17 protein-coding genes are annotated in these 17,051 nt (G+C 68.9%); 8 read left to right on the top strand and 9 right to left on the bottom strand.

Annotated features, from left to right (window positions below):
* Window positions 1-234: 234 nt before the first annotated feature.
* The 5 genes from JAP66_RS24255 to JAP66_RS24270 form a co-directional block, all read right to left on the bottom strand.
* On the bottom strand, window positions 235-1,119 hold the full coding sequence (locus JAP66_RS24255) for a divalent metal cation transporter (RefSeq protein WP_199434149.1): 885 nt from the start codon (window positions 1,117-1,119) through the stop codon (window positions 235-237).
* Between the two features lie 404 nt (window positions 1,120-1,523).
* The gene (locus JAP66_RS24260) at window positions 1,524-2,609 is read right to left on the bottom strand and encodes a sialidase family protein (protein ID WP_199434150.1); all 1,086 of its coding nucleotides are present in this window, start codon (window positions 2,607-2,609) and stop codon (window positions 1,524-1,526) included.
* On the bottom strand, window positions 2,606-2,941 hold the full coding sequence (locus JAP66_RS32380) for an aldolase/citrate lyase family protein (RefSeq protein WP_372449010.1): 336 nt from the start codon (window positions 2,939-2,941) through the stop codon (window positions 2,606-2,608). Before JAP66_RS32380 ends, JAP66_RS24260 begins: the two co-directional genes overlap by 4 nt.
* A complete protein-coding gene (locus JAP66_RS33040) occupies window positions 2,938-3,156 on the bottom strand; it encodes an HpcH/HpaI aldolase family protein (RefSeq protein WP_307849700.1) in 219 nt (72 codons plus the stop codon). Before JAP66_RS33040 ends, JAP66_RS32380 begins: the two co-directional genes overlap by 4 nt.
* A gap of 237 nt (window positions 3,157-3,393) precedes the next feature.
* On the bottom strand, window positions 3,394-4,404 hold the full coding sequence (locus tag JAP66_RS24270; protein WP_235999357.1) for an aldo/keto reductase: 1,011 nt from the start codon (window positions 4,402-4,404) through the stop codon (window positions 3,394-3,396).
* Between the two features lie 229 nt (window positions 4,405-4,633).
* Here JAP66_RS24270 and JAP66_RS24275 point away from each other — a divergent pair, with 229 nt between their 5' ends.
* From JAP66_RS24275 to JAP66_RS24290, 4 genes are all read left to right on the top strand, one after another.
* The gene (locus JAP66_RS24275) at window positions 4,634-5,905 is read left to right on the top strand and encodes a four-carbon acid sugar kinase family protein (RefSeq protein WP_307849704.1); all 1,272 of its coding nucleotides are present in this window, start codon (window positions 4,634-4,636) and stop codon (window positions 5,903-5,905) included.
* Window positions 5,902-6,975 (top strand): 4-hydroxythreonine-4-phosphate dehydrogenase PdxA, encoded by a 1,074-nt coding sequence (gene pdxA / locus JAP66_RS24280; RefSeq protein ID WP_199434152.1) that lies wholly within the window; start codon window positions 5,902-5,904, stop codon window positions 6,973-6,975. Before JAP66_RS24275 ends, pdxA begins: the two co-directional genes overlap by 4 nt.
* Window positions 6,965-7,753 (top strand): DeoR/GlpR family DNA-binding transcription regulator, encoded by a 789-nt coding sequence (locus JAP66_RS24285; protein WP_199434153.1) that lies wholly within the window; start codon window positions 6,965-6,967, stop codon window positions 7,751-7,753. The genes pdxA and JAP66_RS24285 overlap by 11 nt, the downstream gene beginning before the upstream one ends.
* 127 nt (window positions 7,754-7,880) lie before the next feature.
* Entirely contained in the window at window positions 7,881-8,141 is a 261-nt protein-coding gene (locus JAP66_RS24290) for a hypothetical protein (RefSeq protein WP_199434154.1), read from the top strand.
* 152 nt (window positions 8,142-8,293) lie between these two features.
* On the opposite strand, the gene JAP66_RS32765 is transcribed toward JAP66_RS24290, so the two are convergent.
* Window positions 8,294-8,800 carry a MarR family winged helix-turn-helix transcriptional regulator gene (locus tag JAP66_RS32765; RefSeq protein ID WP_307849701.1) on the bottom strand — a complete coding sequence of 169 codons (507 nt, stop codon included), beginning with the start codon at window positions 8,798-8,800 and terminating at the stop codon, window positions 8,294-8,296.
* 124 nt (window positions 8,801-8,924) lie between these two features.
* Between JAP66_RS32765 and JAP66_RS24300 the strand changes: the two genes are divergently transcribed.
* From JAP66_RS24300 to JAP66_RS24310, 3 genes are all read left to right on the top strand, one after another.
* A complete protein-coding gene (locus tag JAP66_RS24300; RefSeq protein ID WP_199434156.1) occupies window positions 8,925-10,010 on the top strand; it encodes an alkene reductase in 1,086 nt (361 codons plus the stop codon).
* Between the two features lie 12 nt (window positions 10,011-10,022).
* The gene (locus JAP66_RS24305) at window positions 10,023-10,772 is read left to right on the top strand and encodes an SDR family NAD(P)-dependent oxidoreductase (RefSeq protein ID WP_199434157.1); all 750 of its coding nucleotides are present in this window, start codon (window positions 10,023-10,025) and stop codon (window positions 10,770-10,772) included.
* A 62-nt stretch (window positions 10,773-10,834) separates the two neighbouring features.
* Complete coding sequence (locus JAP66_RS24310) at window positions 10,835-11,323, top strand: SRPBCC family protein (protein ID WP_199434158.1); 489 nt, start codon at window positions 10,835-10,837, stop codon at window positions 11,321-11,323.
* 86 nt (window positions 11,324-11,409) lie between these two features.
* Here JAP66_RS24310 and JAP66_RS24315 read toward each other — a convergent pair whose 3' ends face one another.
* On the bottom strand, window positions 11,410-11,709 hold the full coding sequence (locus JAP66_RS24315) for a hypothetical protein (protein WP_199434159.1): 300 nt from the start codon (window positions 11,707-11,709) through the stop codon (window positions 11,410-11,412).
* A 61-nt stretch (window positions 11,710-11,770) separates the two neighbouring features.
* Here JAP66_RS24315 and JAP66_RS24320 point away from each other — a divergent pair, with 61 nt between their 5' ends.
* The gene (locus tag JAP66_RS24320) at window positions 11,771-12,406 is read left to right on the top strand and encodes a TetR/AcrR family transcriptional regulator (protein ID WP_199434160.1); all 636 of its coding nucleotides are present in this window, start codon (window positions 11,771-11,773) and stop codon (window positions 12,404-12,406) included.
* A 78-nt stretch (window positions 12,407-12,484) separates the two neighbouring features.
* Here JAP66_RS24320 and JAP66_RS24325 read toward each other — a convergent pair whose 3' ends face one another.
* Entirely contained in the window at window positions 12,485-13,639 is a 1,155-nt protein-coding gene (locus JAP66_RS24325) for a low temperature requirement protein A (protein ID WP_235999358.1), read from the bottom strand.
* 339 nt (window positions 13,640-13,978) lie between these two features.
* Window positions 13,979-17,029: a M14 family metallopeptidase gene (locus JAP66_RS24330; protein WP_199434162.1), complete on the bottom strand. Its 3,051-nt coding sequence runs from the start codon at window positions 17,027-17,029 to the stop codon at window positions 13,979-13,981.
* Window positions 17,030-17,051 lie beyond the last annotated feature (22 nt).

Here is a 17,051-nt window from a genome sequence, read left to right on the forward strand (position 1 = left end):
CAGGCAGGCCGGACAGGCGCGACGTTGTGCCTGGTCACCTCTCGTGAAGTGTTCAGCCGAGTTAGAACACGGCTCTTCACTCACGAGAGGTGACCTGCGGAAACAGTGTGCCGGGGGCACGCGTCCCGACTGCCGCGATCAGACCCGTGACACGGTCTGGATCACGGCCACCACGAGTTCATACGTCGCCCGCAGCCCGACCGCGCCGATCGCGGCCAGCACCACGTTCTCCCATCACCGGTTGGCGTAGCCGGGAAGCATCAGATCCTTCCGCATCGTGATGGCCAGCAGGCCGGCGATCAGGGCCGGGACGGTCAGGACGCTGAGCCCGTTGCCGAGCAAGGTGAGGACGATCAGGTCAGGCGCGAAGGGCAACGAGAACACGACGGGCACGACCATGATGAAGAGCAGCACCGACTTGAACAGGATGTCGGTGTGGTGCAGCTGGTCCGGGGCAGTGGAAGGGGACGCCGCTTGCAGCCTGTGGAGCCGGGCCGGCCGGGACTTGTACACCGATTCCGCCAGCATCTGCACGAAGACGCGGGGCTGCGTCACGATGTTGTCGAAGACGACGAAGAAGATCGCCAGCCACATGAGGGTCGGCCCCGCCGGGCCGACGGCGCGCTCCATCATGAGCACCAGGCCATGCTCGGAGTCCACGCTCGCGCCCGTTCCGTGCAGTGTCTCGGCGGCGACCACCCACACGGCGAGCACCAGGCCGAACATCACCAGCGTTCCGGTGATGAGGTCGTACCTCTGTAGCCGGCGGAACTCCACGCCTCGCCAGCCCTTCTCGTGCATGAGGTAGGGATACAGCAGGTTCGCGGCGGACCCGCCGACCGCGCCGATGAGTGCGACCGCCGTGGTGACGGCCGTGATGTAGCCGCTCTCCCCAGGCGGAAGGTCGAACGCCAGGCCCCGGAAGAGCCCGGGCAGGTCGATCCCGGTGCCGATGAGCGCGATGAGCGCGATGAGGCAGCACAACACCAGTGCCGCCATGGTCACCTGCGCCAGGATCTCCAGCCCGCGGTAGTGCTTGCGCTTGAGAAACGCCAGCCATGTCGCCGCACCGCCTGCGACGGCCGCCCAGACAGGAGTCCCCCAGGCGCCGAGCGGCACCACTCCGCCGACAAGGTTGTTCAGCGCCGTGCCTGCCGCCGAGGTAGAGCGGAAAGCCCTTCCACAGCCTGCGGTACCCGTCGAGGATGGTCCCGTCCCCCACGGCATTGCACAGCGGGTACTTCGACATCGCGGAGACGATGAAGTAGCGGGACCCCACAGCGAGGATCAGCGTCCAGATGAGTGCGTAGCCGTACGTCGAGCCGGATACCGCGGAGCTGATGAAGTCACCGGTACCCAGCTAGGAGAGCACGACCACGATCCCGGGGCCCATGCCCTTGAGAAAGCCCATCAACGTGGTCGGCGGAACGGGCTTGCGCGAGACATTCTCTGCCGAAGCTTCTTGGCGCGTCATTGCGTCACTCCGAAAGGTGTGGGATGGGGAGGGCCGAGTCAGCGGACGTCTATGTGTCGAGCCACGCCGGATCCAGCCGAACGTGCTTGATCGCTTGCCGGAACCGCGTGTAGGCGAGGTGCAGGACACCGTCGCGAGACTGCACGAGCGAGGGGTAGGACAGTTCGCGGTTGAGACCTTCGCGGGAGTTGTTGGTGAGGCAGTAGCCGTCGCCCTCCTCCACGTTCCTGCGGACCGGCCAGGTGCGGCCGCCGTCGGACGACACCGCCAGCGTGAGCGGCGCCCGCGGCGCACCCCAGAAGGCAAGTCTGGGACCGGTCGGCGTGTCCTCTTCGACCGCATCCGCGGCGCTGCTGTGGTTGTAGGCGACGACGATGCGGCCGTCGTGAAGCACGAGCCCCTGAATCGACGAGTTGTTGTTCGGCAGCTCGGTGGGCACCGGCGCACTCCACGTGACGCCGTCACTCGAGTGACTCCGGTGGATGGTGTCCGCCTGCCGTCGCCGGAAGAGGGCCAGGAACGAGCCGCCGGGAAAACGCAACACGTTCATGTGCACGCAGCCCGTGCTCCCGGGGACCTCCTGCGTCGTCCACGTCGCCCCGCCGTCCGACGACACCAGTACCCCGCTGTAGTCGTCGTCGCCGACCCAGCGCCCACGGTCCGGCCGGGGGCAGTAGAACGCGAGCAGCACCAGCCTGCCGTCGTCGAGCGCCACCGGTGGCTGCCGGATGAAGACGCCCACCCCCTCCTTGGTGGGCACTCCCGTCCGGCCTGCCTCCCACGACCGGCCACCGTCGCGCGAGATCGCGAGCCGGAGCTGCGCCGTGTCCTGCCGTCCCGCGTTCTGGGCCGTGTAGAACACGCGCAGCTCACGTCCGGCAACGAATGGCACCGGGTTCTGTTCCGAGCGCGTCGGGTCGTCGCTGACCTGCACAGGCGCGGTCCAGGAACCGTCCGGCGCGAGCCGGGAGAACCAGATCGCGATGTCGGAAAGACCCTCCTGCGTGCCCCCGAACCACGCGCATCCGACCGATCCGTCCGGCAGTAGCACGAGGTTCGCGGCGTGGCACTGCACCGTGGAGGCAGGCAGGAAACCGTACGACGTCGTCGTGGGAGTCCTCGGCAGGCTGCTCATGTGTGCCTCCGCGCCGTCTCGAGGTGGCTGAGGGCCGCCTGTTGCAGGTGGACCAGATCGCACGCGACGGTCGCGAACGTGTAGCCCTCCGCCAGGCGGCGGGCCGCGGTGGAACCATCCGGTGTGTGGATGCCCGCGGCGACGCCCGTGGCACGGGCGACCTCGGCGATGTGGCGGACGGCCTCCTCGAAGGCGTCGTCGACGGAGGGGTCGGTCGACGTTCTGCCGCCCACGGCCAGCCGCAGGTCCGAAGGCCCGACGTAGACGCCGTCAAGGCCGTCGACCGCACAGATCTGCTCGACGTTGCGCAGGCCTCCGGACGTCTCGATCATCGCCAGGCACACCACGGCCTCGTCCGCGTCCCCGGGAGCCGGCCCACGCGCAGCTGTGATCGCATCGGCCCGTAGGACCGTCTGCCGCGTGGCGGGTAACGCGTGGCCGCGACGGCTCGCTCGGCGCATTCCACGTCGTCGACGAGCGGCACGATGACGCCGGTCGCGCCCGCGTCGAGGACCCGCCCGATGGCAAAGGGGTCGTTCTGTTCCACGCGGACCACCGCCGCGGCCCGGTTCCCGCGTCGACGGCGAGAATGCCGTTGCGGACCCCCTCGTAGCCCAGCAGACCGTGCTGGGCGTCGATGGCGATGTAGTCGTAGCCGAGGCGGGCCAGCCGCTCCGTCGCTACCGGGTCGTCCAGCACGACCCAGTAGCCGACGGTCCGCTGCCTACCGCGCACGCGACGGGCGAATTCGAGTGCAGTCATGGGATGCTCCGGGAAACGGGGGTCAGCGGTGGTATGCGGGCATGGGTCCGCGCAACCGGGCGCCGACCTGGTCGCACGCCTCGACCACGTCGGCCGCCAGGGGGCCACGAGCCAGGTACGCGATGTTGGACTCCAGGTGGGCCGGGCGCGAGCCACCCAGCAGAACGGCATCCGTGGTCGGCCGGGAGAGCAGCCACCTCAGCGCCAGCTCGACGAGCGTGACGCCCGCCTCCCCGGCGATCCGCCCCAGCTCGGTGACGGCTTCGAAGAGCTGTTCGTTCCAGTAGCGGCGGCGATACATCTCGGCCAGCCGGGACTCGCCGAAGCGGCCGTCGCGCGGCTGCTCGTCGAACCGGTGCCTGCCGGCGAGCAGCCCTCCTCCCAGCGGGTTGTAGACCATGGTCCGCAGGCCGCTGGACAGGGCCATCTCCGCGTACTCCTCCTCGAGCCTGCGCGCGAGCAGGTTGTGCAGCTGCTGTGCCACGGCGGGCCGGGGAGCACCGACCTCGTCCGCGACCGCGCCGAGTCGCACGATCTGCCAGGCCGCGTAGTTGGACACTCCCAGTGCGCGGACCTTGCCCTCCGCGACGAGCGCCGCCACCTCACCCAGGGTGTCGTGCAGCGTCGCCGAGCGGTCGGGCTGATGCAGGTACAGCAGGTCCAGGTACTCCACACCGAGGCGACGCAGGCTGCCCTCCACTGCCGCTCGCAGCCCTGCGGCGGAGAGCGGAGACTCGTCGCCCGCGTCCGGGTGCGGCATCCCCGCCTTGCTCGCGAGCACGATCCGGTCGCGCCGGCCGGCGAGCAACGGGCGCAGGATCTCCTCGGTCCACCCACCGACGTAGGCGTTGGCGGTGTCGATCGCGCTGATGCCAGCTTCCAGTGCCATGTCGAGCATGCGCTTCGCGCCGTCGGCGTCCACGGTGTCGCCGAACGTCATCGTGCCGAGGACCAGGCCCGACACGGGCACGTCGACACCCGGGATCCGGAAGCCCTGCAACGGGGCGGCGGTGCTCGTGCTGGAAGCGCTCATCGGGGTCCCTTCGGTTACCTGCCGCTGATTCCGGGGCTCGTGTGGTGGCGGTCACGCACTCTGTCACTTCTGCGTGAACCACGCAATACTTCTCGCGCGTTTTGCGCATCAAGGCTAGTGTGGTGGGCACGCGGTCCGCGACGCGCGACGCGTCAGAAGAGCACGAAGGGAGTGAACCGAGATCACGTCGACCCAGCGGGATTTCGTACCCGCAGGCGAACACGCTCTGATCGTTCTCGGAGACGACCTGAGCGGCACCAGCGAGGCGCTGGCCGCATCGGCGAGCGAGCAGGGGGAGGCGTGGGTTCACCTCGGCGTGAGCAGCTTCCGTGCGTGTTTCGCGCAACGCGGCGAGTCGGACCCTCAGCGATGGGATGCCCTCGATCTCGACGTCCGCCACGTCCCGCAGGCCACCGCCCGCGCGCGCTACCAGGCGGCGGCCGGGCACGCGCTCCGCGGCGGCCACCACGATGTCCTGCTGCTCAAGGTGGACTCGTTGCTGCGCGGCAATATCGCCGCCGCCCTGGCGGCCGTGTCCCCCGCGCCTGACCGGCCGGTCATCCTCGCGCCGGCGCTGCCCGCGCAGGGGCGCCACACCGTCGGCGGCAGGGTCCGCCTCGCCGAGGGAAGCGGGCCGCTGCCCGGTTCGCTGGAGGGCACCCGCACCGACATCGCGGCCGCCGCGGCGCGCCCGGCCGCCCTGCTCGACCTGGACCTCGTGCGCGCGGGCCCGCACATTCTCGGCACGCGCCTCGGCCAGCTGGCCGACGACGGCATGGTGGCCGTGTGCGATGCCGAGACCGACGAGGACCTGGCCGCCGTAGCGGCCGCGGCGACGCGGCACCGGCATCCGGTCGTGGTGGGCGCGGGCGGCGTCGCCGCCGCCCTGGGGCGCGCACTCCGCGGTGCGCTCACCGACACGGGCGGCCGGTTCCCCGGCGGCTGTTCCGGCCCCGGCGAGCCAGGCCGCCCCGTCCTCGTCGTCGCGGGCACCGCAGAACCCAGCTCGCACGCACAGGTCGCCCGGCTGGAGCGGGAAGGGGCTCGGGTCGAGACGCTGGAGCCCTCGGAGCATGGAGCCGCCGCGGACGCCACCCGCGGGGTCGAACGGGGTCTTCGCGGCGGTTGCGCCGTACTGCGGGTGGCGCCCCGGCCGATGGCTCCGGCCCGGTCCGGGCTGGTGCTCGAGCGCCTGGCGAGCACGGCGGCCGCCGTGCTCGAGCGGGACCCACGCATCCGTGTGGTGCTGACCGGTGGAGCGACGGCGCGAGCCGTGCTGACCCGGCTGCGGGTCAGCACGCTTCGCCTGCGGTGCCAGGTCCACCCCGGCGCCGTCCACCTCAGAACCGATGACAACCGCGACATCGTGACCCGGCCGGGGAGCCACGGAGGGCCCGACAGCCTGTCCCGGCTCGCCCACCATCTCGGCGCTCCGCTCGCCCAGCCACCACGGACTCCAGCCCCGACAGCTGCGCACCACTCGACGGAAGGTCAGTCATGAACAGCCTCGACAGTCCCACGACGCGTTCGGCCGGGGAGCACACGCCCATCGTCGCCGTCACCATGGGAGACGGAGCCGGTGTCGGACCCGAGGTCGTGGTCGGCGCCCTCGCCGGCACCGCGACCTCACGAAGGTGCCGGCCGGTGGTCATCGGCGACGCAGCACGGCTGCGCCTCGCGGCTTCGATCCTGAACCTGGACATGGTGATCCACCCGGTCACGGCGGTCGACGAGGCGCGCTTCACACCAGGGACCGTCGATGTCATCGATCTGGCGCTACTGCCCCACGACCTGCCGTGGGGCGCAGTGTCGGCGATCGCGGGCGACGCCGCCTACCACTATGTCCGCGTGGCCTGCGAGCTCGCGGTGCGCGGTGACGTCGACGCGATCTGCACCGCACCGCTCAACAAGGAAGCATTGCACGCCGGCGGGCACGCCTTTCCCGGCCACACCGAACTGCTCGCGCACCTCACCGGCACGGACGAGGTGTCGATGATGCTGTCGTCGTCCCGGCTCAAGGTCATCCACGTGACAACCCACATCGGGCTCATCGACGCTGTGCGCAGGATCGAGCCCGGCCTCGTCGAACGCACCGTTCGGCGCGGCCACGCCGCTGTCGTGGCCGCGGGGGTGTCCGATCCCGTCATCGGCGTCCTCGGCATCAACCCGCACGCGGGCGAGAACGGCCTTTTCGGGTACGGCGAGGAAGAGGAGAAGATCGTCCCCGCCCTGCAGCGGCTCCGCGCCGATGACATCGACGCACGTGGGCCACTGCCGGCCGACACGGCGTTCTTCCTGGCAGGCCGCGGAGACTACGACCTGATCGTGGCGATGTACCACGACCAGGGCCACGGCCCCGTCAAGGTTCTCGGCATCGACGCGGGGGTCAACATCACCGTGGGACTGCCCGTCATCCGTACCTCGGTCGACCACGGAACCGCCTTCGACATCGCCGGAACGGGCAAGGCCGAGGCCGGTAGCATGATCGAGGCCCTGCGGCAGGCAGCCGAGCTGGCGCCCGCCTCGGGTGCGCACCGACCCGGTTCCGAGGAGGTCCCCGGTGCGTCGTGACAACCACGTACGACGTCAGGCCATCGTGGAGCTGGCGTCGACCAGCGGCCTGGCGAGCGTGGACGAGCTCTCCCAACGGTTCGGTGTCACCGCCTCGACCATCCGCCGCGACCTGGCGCAGCTCGAGCAGTCTGGGCAGCTCGCCCGGACCTACGGCGGAGCGCGAGCGATTCTCGCCCACCCCGAGGCCGACCTACGGCAGCGGCTCGGCGAGGCCCATGAAGCCAAGCGCGCCATCGGGAAATGGGCCGCCTCGCAGGTCCAGCCCGGTGAGACGATCCTCCTCGATGCCGGCACCACCACCGCGGCCGCTGCCCACGAACTTCGGGACCGCGACCGCCTGACCGTGGTCACGCCGGGAATGACCGTCCTCAACGAGCTCTCGTCCGCGGACGGCGTCGACGTCGAGTGTCTCGGTGGCACCTTGCGGCAGCTGAGCCAGGCCTTCCTCGGCCCGATCACCGAGGCCGCACTGGAGCGCCGCACCTTCGATCGGGTGTTCCTCGGAGCCGACAGCGTCACCGCGGATCGCGGCATCTGCGAGGCCGACATCCGCCAGACCCGGCTCAAGGAGCTCATGACCCGTCGGGGCAAGCACATCTACCTCCTCGTGCACGCAGCCAAGATCGGGCGGGCACCCTTCCACGCGTGGGCACCCATGCCCCGACACTGGACGCTCGTGACGGATCAGAGCGTCCAGGAGGCTGCGCTCGAGCCGTTCCGCTCGCGCGGCGTCGACATCGCCGTCGTCGGCCCGCAGGGCCAGCGGCTTCGGTAGCGCCGATCGTCCACGGTCCCCGGGACGTCACCGGCGTGGTCGTGGTGATGGTGATGCGGCATGGGCGAACCTCGTCTGCCCGGGTGAGCAGGTGAGAACGTTTCGGGTAATTGGTTCGCTCGCGGTCGTGGCTACCGCTTCCCTGAACGTCCCCGCCGCAGCCGCCGCAGAAGCGGGCGGAGAGTTCTCGGTGCTCACCTACAACATCGCGGGCCTGCCTGAGCCGCTGTCCTCGGCGGATCCGGAGCGGAACACCCCGATCATCGGCTCCCGGATCGGCGGCTACTCCGTGGTAAACGTCCAGGAGGACTTCAACTACCACGCCGCGCTCTACGCCGCCGACGACCATCCGTACCGGACCCCGACCAGTGGGGGTGCCCTTCGGTGATGGCCTCAACACGCTGTCGGCGTTCCCGTACACCGACTTCACAGTCGTGAGTGCGCACGCGAGTTAGAACACTGTTACGCACTCACGACCCCCTCTCGGTAGCAAGTCAGGTACTTGCCCGAACAATCAAGCGAGCGGGCGTTATTCCCGGGTCAGCGATCCCCTCTGCGACTCTCCTCTGAAGTAGCCAGGTTGCGCTCGAGCTCACCGAGTGCCTGCAGCACATCCCCCTGCCGGCTCTCACTCATGTCGGCGACCGTCATCCGCTCCAGGTCCGCCCAGATTCGCTCGACGGCCTGCCGTAGCCCCATGCTCGCGGGGGTCGCCTCGATGATCGTCACTCGCCCGTCCGTCGGGCTGGGCGAACGGCGCACGAACCCGGCACGTTCGAGGCGCCGCACTGAGCGGGTGACGGTAGGCGCGTCGGCATCGAGAACAGCGGCCAGGTCGGCCTGCCGCTGCGGGCCCTCATCCCAGAGCCGCATCATCAGCAGCTCCTGCCCCGGATACAGGCCCACCTCGCGCAGCAGCTGCCCCGCGAGCAGCTTGTGGATGCGCGCCACCCGGAAGATCGCATGACTCACCGGCCCCGCGCTGGCGACCCGGCGACCCGGCCCCGCGGCCGCCGCGCCGGCACCGGCGTTGTTCGTCGTACTCACCCGGCCCAGTCTAGGACATAGCCCACAGTTGACCGAGCAAGTTTTTTCGCAAAAGGGCTTGATGGACCGGTAACGCAGGCGCATAGTGAAGGTACTTGTTCGAGCAACTAATCGAGGAGGAGCAGTGCGAGCAGCCTTCAAGCCCGGCCGCGTCGGCCGACAGGAGCTGAAGAACCGGATCGTCATGTCCCCGATGACCCGCAGCAGGGCGTACGGCCCGGACTTCGCCCCGACCGACATGATGGCCACGTACTACGCGCAGCGCGCCGGCGCAGGGCTCATCATCACCGAGGGCATCCAGCCCAACGTCGTCGGCCAGGGCTACCCGAACACGCCCGGCCTGCACACCGACGCCCAGATCGCCGGCTGGCGCAAGGTGACCGACGCGGTTCACCGCGAGGGCGGAGTGATCTACGCCCAGCTGATGCACACCGGCCGCATCGGCCATCCCGCCAACTACCGAGCTCCCCAGCGCCCCGTCGGCCCGTCCCCGGTGAAGGCGGAAGGCCAGATCTTCACGCAGGACGGTCTGCAGGACTTCGTCATTCCGCGAGAGCTCAGCGCGGAGGAGATCAACCAGACCATCCGCGATTTCGCCGACGCGGCCGAGAACGCCGTCGCCGCCGGCTTCGACGGGGTCGAGCTCCACGGGGCGAACGGCTACCTCATCCACCAGTTTCTCTCCGCGAACGCGAACCGGCGGAAGGACGGCTGGGGATCCTCAGCTCGCAACAGGGCTCGCTTCGCTCTCGAGGTCACGGCGGCCGTCGCCGAAGCGATCGGCAACCATCGCACCGCCATCCGCATCTCCCCCGCCAACCCGCTCAACGACATCGAAGAGGGCGATCTCGCGGAGACCTACCACCACCTGGTCGCCGGGTTGAACAGCATCGGGCCGGCGTACCTGCACGTACTGGAGTCACGGGCGCCCGAGTTCACCCTTGAGCTGCGCCAGACATGGAACGGTGTGCTGATCCTCAACCCTGCCACGCCCGGAGCGAGGACGGGGCGGGAGCAGCTCGCTCTCATCGACGAGGGCACGACCGACCTGGTCTCGTTCGGCCAGCTCTTCATCTCCAATCCTGACCTGCCCGAACGGCTGGCGGCGGGGGCCGAACTGGCCGATCCCGACATGTCCAAGGCCTACGGCGGCGACGAGCGCGGCTACATCGACTACCCCACGCTGGCCGGCAGCGTGACCCGATCCTGAGAAGGAGCAGCAATGTCCACACCGCACGAAACGAACCGCATCGTGGTCATCACCGGGGCCAGTGGTGGCGTCGGGACCGAACTCGCCAGACGATTCCTCGCGGGCGGCGACACCGTGATCGCCACCGACCTCGCACCGGATGCACTCGACAGACTGGCCGCCGATATCGGGCGGCGGGACCGGCTGGTGACCGTCCCGGCCGACATCACCGACGAGGCCGATGTCGCCCGCCTGGCTGAGGTGATCGAGGACAGGGGCGGGCTGGACGTACTCGTCAACGGCGCCGGATTCTTTCCGATCGACACCTTCGAGAACACCACGCCGGACCGCTGGCGCCAGGTGATCGACATCAACCTGACCGGATACTTCCTCGTCACACACGCCCTGCTACCCCTGATGCGGGGCCGCGGGTGGGGTCGGATCGTGAACTTCGGCTCCGCGTCGATGTATCCGGGAGTGCCCGGCCAGGTGCACTACGTCTCCGCGAAGGCCGCCCTCGTCGGCTTCACCCGCAGCCTCGCTCGCGAGGTCGGCGACGACGGCATCACCGTCAACCTCGTCACGCCCGGGCTCACCCTCACCGGCCCTATCATCGACAACTTCCCCGCCGAACTCATCGAGTCACAACGGAATGGACGTGCTCTCAAGCGGGACCAGCATCCGGAGGATCTGGTCGGGCCCGTGTTCTTCCTGGCGTCACCCGATGCCGACTTCGTTTCCGGTCAGACCCTGAACGTGGACGGCGGCATGTTCATGAACTGACCCGGCAACGTGCCGGACCGCTGCCCGTGCCCTACCCCAACGAGTATCAGATGGAGAGCGTAATGCCGCGTACACAATGGACGGAGAACGTCAACGTCCCTTTCGGCCGGGTCGTCGACCTACTACGCGACAAGGTGGAGAACCCACAGAAGTACGTGCCGTCCGTGCGGTTCAGCCGGATACTCGAACGTGCGGACAGCCATGTCCTGCGCGAAATGTATCAGCCGTATCCCGGCGACCTCACCATCAGGGAACGCATCACCGAACACGAGGTCGCGGGCGGCATCGACTTCGTCTTCGAGTACGTCGACAACCCCACTTACGTGGGCACCTTCCACAACACGGCCGTCCGTGCCGGGGACGGCGTCGAGCTCACCTACGTCATGGACTGGACACCCCGACCGGGGGTCAGCGACCCGATTCCCTCAGGTGTAGCCGAAGCCATGGTGCGCGACGGCGTCCAGCACCTCAAGCGGCTCGCCGAGGCCGCGGCAGTGGGCCACGGCCAGGGCGGACGAGAAGTCATTGACGGCGACGACCGGGACGCGTGACGCTTTCACCAGGGCCCGCGCTTCACGCTGATCACGGCAGGCGTAGTAGGCCTTGCTCAGCCCCTGCACCTCGATCGCCGGGACGTTCACGGCTTGCCTCGGTCCTCGTCGATGATCTCGGCCTGTTCGACCGTCGCGTTCGTCGTCACCGCGAACGCAGCCGCAGCCTCCGGCAGGCCGGCCTGCGCGACGGTCATCGCCGAGTCAGCGGAGTCCCAGTGCCAGATGTCGACCCACGTTCCGTCTTCGGCCCTCGTCAGTCGGGTATCGAGCAGTCCGGAGTACGACGCCCGAATCGTTGAGATCAGTGCGGTGCGCCTGGCCAGGAGCGCGTCGGTGTCGACGGAGGGAGCGGCACCGAAGCGGGTGATGCGGATGATCGTCATGGCAGCTCCATTTTCGCTAGATGTCAACTCTAGTTGTGTTCTCTAGTGTTACACTACAGCGATGAGGCAGGTCAAGCGAGAAGGCAAGCGGGCCGAGCAGGCCCGGAAGACGAGGCAGCGGATGCTGCACGCCGCGAACACGCTGTTCCTGCAGCACGGGTACGGCGCGACCACGTTGCAGGACATCGCTGATCAGGCCGGCGTTGCCGTGCAGACCATCTACTTCACGTTCGGCAACAAGCGCTCCCTGCTCAAGGAGCTCGTCGACGTCACGATTGCGGGCGATGATGAGCCTGTGGCCACAATGGACCGGCCGTGGTTCCGCGATGCCCTGGCCGCCGAGACCGCCGAGGAACACCTGCGTGCGCATATTGCAGGTACCTGCACCGTGCTGGAACGTTTCGCGCCGATCTCGGCGATAATCCAGGCGGCGACCGCCGCTGACCCCGATGTCGCCGCGCTCTGGCCCGACGAAGAGGACCTGCGCTACACGGTTCAGTCCACATCGGCTAGGTCCCTGATGGCCAAACCGGGAGCACGGCAGGACGTCTCCGTCGAGTATGCGGCGGACCTACTGTACGGCCTGCTCAGCCCCGAGCTCTATCTGCTTTTCGTCCGCGAGCGCCGGTGGCCATACGGCCGATGGGAACAGTGGATCCTGGACACACTGCTGACCCAACTCTGTACGGGCCGATAGCTATTTCCGCAGGTCAGCGGTCGTGAGTGCGCACGCGAGTTCTAACTCGGCCAAACACTCACGAGAGGTGACGTCGGGTCATCCGCCAGCCACCGCAGGAGTCCTCCTTGCGGTGACCTGGGTGACGACAGCCAACGTGCCCATCACCGTGGCGGTCGCCAACCCGATGACGACCGACGGCAAGGCGTGGCCCAAGGCCAGGCCGACGACGCCGACGACAACCAGCGCCGCCGCCGCCAGGTAACGGGCACGGGCGACCGACCCGGTCCGCGAGCGGAGGAACAGGATGTTGCCCACCAGGTAGATCAGCGGCCCTCCCACGCTGGTCAGCACCAGCGCCGGGTCGGTCGCGGCGTGACTGATGCGCAGCTCGATCGAGACCGCGACGACGATCGCGCCGGCGACCATGAGCGCGTGGGCGTAGGCGAACGCCGACCGCAACACGCCGGTACTCGCGTCTCCCCTGCTCGCCTGCGTGTCGTGGCCGGCCAGTGCGAAGTAGGCCCACCACAGCACGAACAGGCCGAGGAATCCGAGCAGCGTCGCGACGACCGCCCGCGCCGGTACCGGGTCGAGCTCGGAAAGCGTGAACCCCATGATCAGGATCGACTCGCCGAGCGCGATGACGAACACCCCGCGGTTGCGTTCCGCGAGGTGCTCGGGGTCGGTGGGCCAGGTGTGCATCGGCGCCGCCCCCAAGCCGGGAAAGCGGAACTCGAACCGCGGTGCCGCCACATCCACGATCAGGGCGGCCAACCAGACGGCCAACCGCGGACCGGGTTCAAGAAACGCCCCCACGATCCAGAGCACCCCCGCCGAGGCGCTCCAGGCCAGCAGATTCGTGTAGTTCTTCGCGAGCACGTGGCCCCGCAGCGCGACGGCCATGAACGCCGCACGTCCGACCTGGGCTCCCACGTAGCAGGCCGCGAACAGCAGGCCATCCTCGGCGAAGGCGTGCGGCAACCCGAGCGACATGCCCAGAGCCGCGAGCATCAGCAGGCCGTTGAGGACCCGGACGATCCCACTGCGGGGATCCAGCCAGTTCATCGCCCACGCCGAGTAGTTCCAGGCCCACCACACGGCCCCGAACAGGACCGCGACCTCGAACACACCCATCCAGGTGAGGTGCGCGAGCAGCGTATGCGAGACCTGGATGATCGCGAAGACGTAAACCAGATCGAAGAAGAGCTCGATCGGCGCGACCTCCGAACGGCGAGCCCCCTCCGACCGCATCAGACGAGGTCGTGTTGCCTCCCGCGTTCGGTGCGGATCGGGATCCTGACTCACGATGTCCTTCCCTGGGCGAGGCGCGGCGTGTCGCCGGGTCATTGACCGTCGTACTTCGGCAGCGGGCGGTGAATATATCCAGCAGCTTGTTCGAAGTGCCAGCCGTCGGGCGGGCGGCCCACCGTGGCAGACCACACAACTCGTGGAATTCACCCGCTCGGGGGTTCTGTGGGCAGCACAGATCCCCCGGCAGGCGAGGTGTTTGAGCAGCGCCGCCTGACCGGGCTACCGCCGGGGAACCGCCGGGGAGGGTGCGGCGGGCCGCCGCACCCTCCACGTGACTCGCTAGTCCGCGCGTGCGAGCAGGTAGCGCAGCGAGTCGCCGAGCACCCTCCCCCGCTGTTCGGCCGTCGCGACGGACTCCAGTCCGAAGCCGAGATACACGGTGTCCTCGGTCGTGACCGCCGCGGCGCGCGGCTGGACCAGGGACTGCGAGCGCTGCCATGCGGCCCCCGTGTCGGGACTGCCCTCGGGTGGTGCCGCGATGCTCCACGGCGCGAGACCGTCCTCGAACCCGCTCTCGTCGACCACCTGACCGTCGACGGTCACCGAGGTGTCGTCGAGGAAGGCGCCCACCTCACCGGTGGCCGGGTCGGTGACGTAGCTGACCGCGATCTCGACCTGGCCTCCCGCGTACCGCGACAGGTCGAACGTGGCCGGTCCCCACTCCGAGCTACCGGTGAAGCCGTTCCACGAGCCGCTGGTCCCCGTGGGACGGCAGGCGTCGCCGTCGATCGTCAGGTACCGCTCCAGCCACGGGTGCAGCTCCAGCAGGAAGCCCTGCTCGCATTGAGTTGGCACCTCGGAGCTGGCCCTGCCTTCGGCGTCCGCGAGCGTGGTCCACTGATCCGTTCCCACTTCTCGAGCCTCGACGACGACGAAGTCGTAGCCGGACTCCAGGTTGTAGGAGAGGTTCAGCCCGAGCGACGCTGTGCCGGCCGAGGACAGATCCACCGTCCTGGTCAGGCGCTGGTAGGACTGGTCGGTGTGCAGCGCGCCCGCGTACCACTCGCCGCTCAACGGTTGTTCCGGATCGGGCCCGGTGGGCACGTACCGCGCGATCTCGCTGCTCGCGAACTGGGGGAAGTCCTCCTCCGGCAGCACGTCACCGGTCACGCGGAACTCACCTGGCCGCTCCTGGTTGTCCGCCCCGTCGCCACCGGCGATCGGGAAGTCGCCCTCCAGCGGCGACGCCGTACCGTTGACCTCCTCCGGCGCCTCGGCGGAGCTCCGGGAGAACGCGCCGAGGTAGTACTGGTAGAAGTCGTTGGAATACAGGCACAGGCGGAACGAGCTGGATTCGGGCGCGCACGGCTCCTCGGGGTTGTCGAAGTACAGCGAGCCGCCCTGCCCGAAGTAGCCCGCGTACTCCCCCGTGTGGAGTAGCTTGCCACCTTCGTTGAGGAAGTCGCGGACCGCCAGCGTGGTGTCGTGCTGCACCTTCGCGACCTGGTAGCCCGGGAGGCCCGGCTGCTTCTGGGTGATCACGTTGTCGCCGGTGTACCAGACGACAGCCTCGTAGTGGTCCAGCACGCCGAGGGGATGCGGTGCACCGCGCCGGGTCATGTCCCAGACGTCGTAGGAGATCCCGTTGGCTTCGAGCGCCGCGGTGTACGCGTCCAGATGTCGTGGCCCAGACGCCGGTGGCGCCGGGTTCGGCACCGGCGGGTCGAAGCCCTCGTAGTCCTCGTTGGAGATGACCAGCACCCGCTTGTCCGCCGCCTGCTCGACGGTGTAGGTGAACGGCTCGGTGCGGTGTCCGCGGGACTGGAAGACCACCTCGACCTGGTCACCGGAGCTCGCGCCCCGGAGATCGGCGCGCACCTCCCGGTAGTGGACGTCGAAGCCGTCGCCGTAGCGCTCGCCGCCGTCCCACTCACGCGCGAGGGCGATGCGCTGCCTCCCCCCGTTGATGCGGTACCGGACCAGGACCGGCCCCGGACCGCGCTTGGCGATCGCGGACACGGTCTGCGTCTCGCCGAAGGACGTCGTGAACGGCTCCGCGACGATCTGCGGCGCGGTGTTGCCCAGGTGAGACTCCGGGTTGGCCGGGTCGGCAGTCGAGCGGGCGATGTCGAGCGCGAACGGCAGGTTGCGTTCGAACTCCTCCTGGATCAGCTCCTCGTCATCCGGGAAGTTGAATCCGCTCTGGCAGTCCTCCGGGCGCCACTCATCGTCGGGATCGCTCCGGCTCACCACCTGACAGGTGGTCTGCTCCGGGGTGAAGCTGATGACGCCGTAGCGCGCCTGCGCATGATTGGTGGTCTCGCCGTTCGTCGTGTAGAGCTCGGCCGAGACGTCCGGATCGAATCCCACGACGCCCGGCTCCGCGTCCGTGCCCGCCAGCGTCCTGGCGAGCAGGTCGTCGGGCGAGTCCGTGTTCACCTGCCAGCCCACGCCGTAGAGCAGCAGCTCCGCGGCCGAGTGGTAGTTGACGAGGAAGCTGAAGTCCACCCTGCGGAAGAGACCGTCGAGCGCCCGCGTCTCGGGTTCCGAGGCCGGCGCCGGGCCGCGGTAGACCTGGCTGGTCGGGTTGGGCGAGGAGCCCTCGTTGTCGTAGCCCCACTTGTAACCGAAGTTCCGGTTCAGGTCGACGCCGTCGCTGACGGTGATCTCACCGTCGCCGTCGTTGTCCCGGAGGTTCTTGCGCCAGAGCCGGTTGCCCTCGGTGAACGTGTGGTCGTAACCGTCGGGATTGGCGACCAGGACGAACCAGTACTCGTTGCGGTTGAGCAACCGCGTGATCTCGCGATCGGAGCCGTAGTTGTCGATCATGTGGTGCATCAGCCGCCGGTTGGTCTCGACGGTGATCCACTCCCTGGCGTGCTGCGTCGAGGCGTACAGCGACGCGGGGCGGACGCCGTCCGGGAGGAACCGGGCACCGCGCGTCAACTTGACCGCGAGGATGTCCTGTCCCTGCCGTGTCGTGCCGATCGGCACCAGCTTGGCCAGCCGCGGGTTCTCGGCCACGGTCCGCCGGATCTCTTCCGCGATCCCACCGGGACCGCTGTACGGCCGGTACACACCCTCGGCCGCGGCCTCCTGCGCGGAACGGGTACGCGCGCTCGGACCTTTCGGCGACAGCTCTACTCCTCTCGACCGCAGCTCCTCACGCTGCCGGTCGGTGAGGATCAATTCGACTCCTGGACCCGGCACGTCCAGCACGTCATATCCGGCGGCCGTCAGCTCCTGTGCCTTGCCGGGCGCCAGTTCGGCCCCGTACGCCCTGAGATCGCCATCCGGCGCGGCGGGGGGCGCGGGCGCCGCGGAGGTTGCCGTGGCGGAGCCGACCACGAGGGCGGCGGCGAGCAGCGCAACAACGAATCTTCGCCTCATCGCGTGACCTTTCGCTCGACGA

It is taken from the genome of Qaidamihabitans albus (genome assembly GCF_016464705.1).
Classification (GTDB): Bacteria; Actinomycetota; Actinomycetes; order Mycobacteriales; family Pseudonocardiaceae; genus Qaidamihabitans; species Qaidamihabitans albus.

What these genes read in the sequence shown, in the direction of transcription:
- JAP66_RS24260 (WP_199434150.1), bottom strand. Translation starts at nt 2,609, where the DNA reads ATGAGCAGCCTGCCGAGGACTCCCACGACGACGTCGTACGGTTTCCTG.
- JAP66_RS32380 (WP_372449010.1), bottom strand. Translation starts at nt 2,941, where the DNA reads ATGATCGAGACGTCCGGAGGCCTGCGCAACGTCGAGCAGATCTGTGCG.
- JAP66_RS24270 (WP_235999357.1), bottom strand. Translation starts at nt 4,404, where the DNA reads ATGAGCGCTTCCAGCACGAGCACCGCCGCCCCGTTGCAGGGCTTCCGG.
- pdxA (WP_199434152.1), top strand. Translation starts at nt 5,902, where the DNA reads ATGAACAGCCTCGACAGTCCCACGACGCGTTCGGCCGGGGAGCACACG.
- JAP66_RS24305 (WP_199434157.1), top strand. Translation starts at nt 10,023, where the DNA reads ATGTCCACACCGCACGAAACGAACCGCATCGTGGTCATCACCGGGGCC.
- JAP66_RS24310 (WP_199434158.1), top strand. Translation starts at nt 10,835, where the DNA reads ATGCCGCGTACACAATGGACGGAGAACGTCAACGTCCCTTTCGGCCGG.
- JAP66_RS24315 (WP_199434159.1), bottom strand. Translation starts at nt 11,709, where the DNA reads ATGACGATCATCCGCATCACCCGCTTCGGTGCCGCTCCCTCCGTCGAC.
- JAP66_RS24320 (WP_199434160.1), top strand. Translation starts at nt 11,771, where the DNA reads ATGAGGCAGGTCAAGCGAGAAGGCAAGCGGGCCGAGCAGGCCCGGAAG.
- JAP66_RS24325 (WP_235999358.1), bottom strand. Translation starts at nt 13,639, where the DNA reads ATGCGGTCGGAGGGGGCTCGCCGTTCGGAGGTCGCGCCGATCGAGCTC.
- JAP66_RS24330 (WP_199434162.1), bottom strand. Translation starts at nt 17,029, where the DNA reads ATGAGGCGAAGATTCGTTGTTGCGCTGCTCGCCGCCGCCCTCGTGGTC.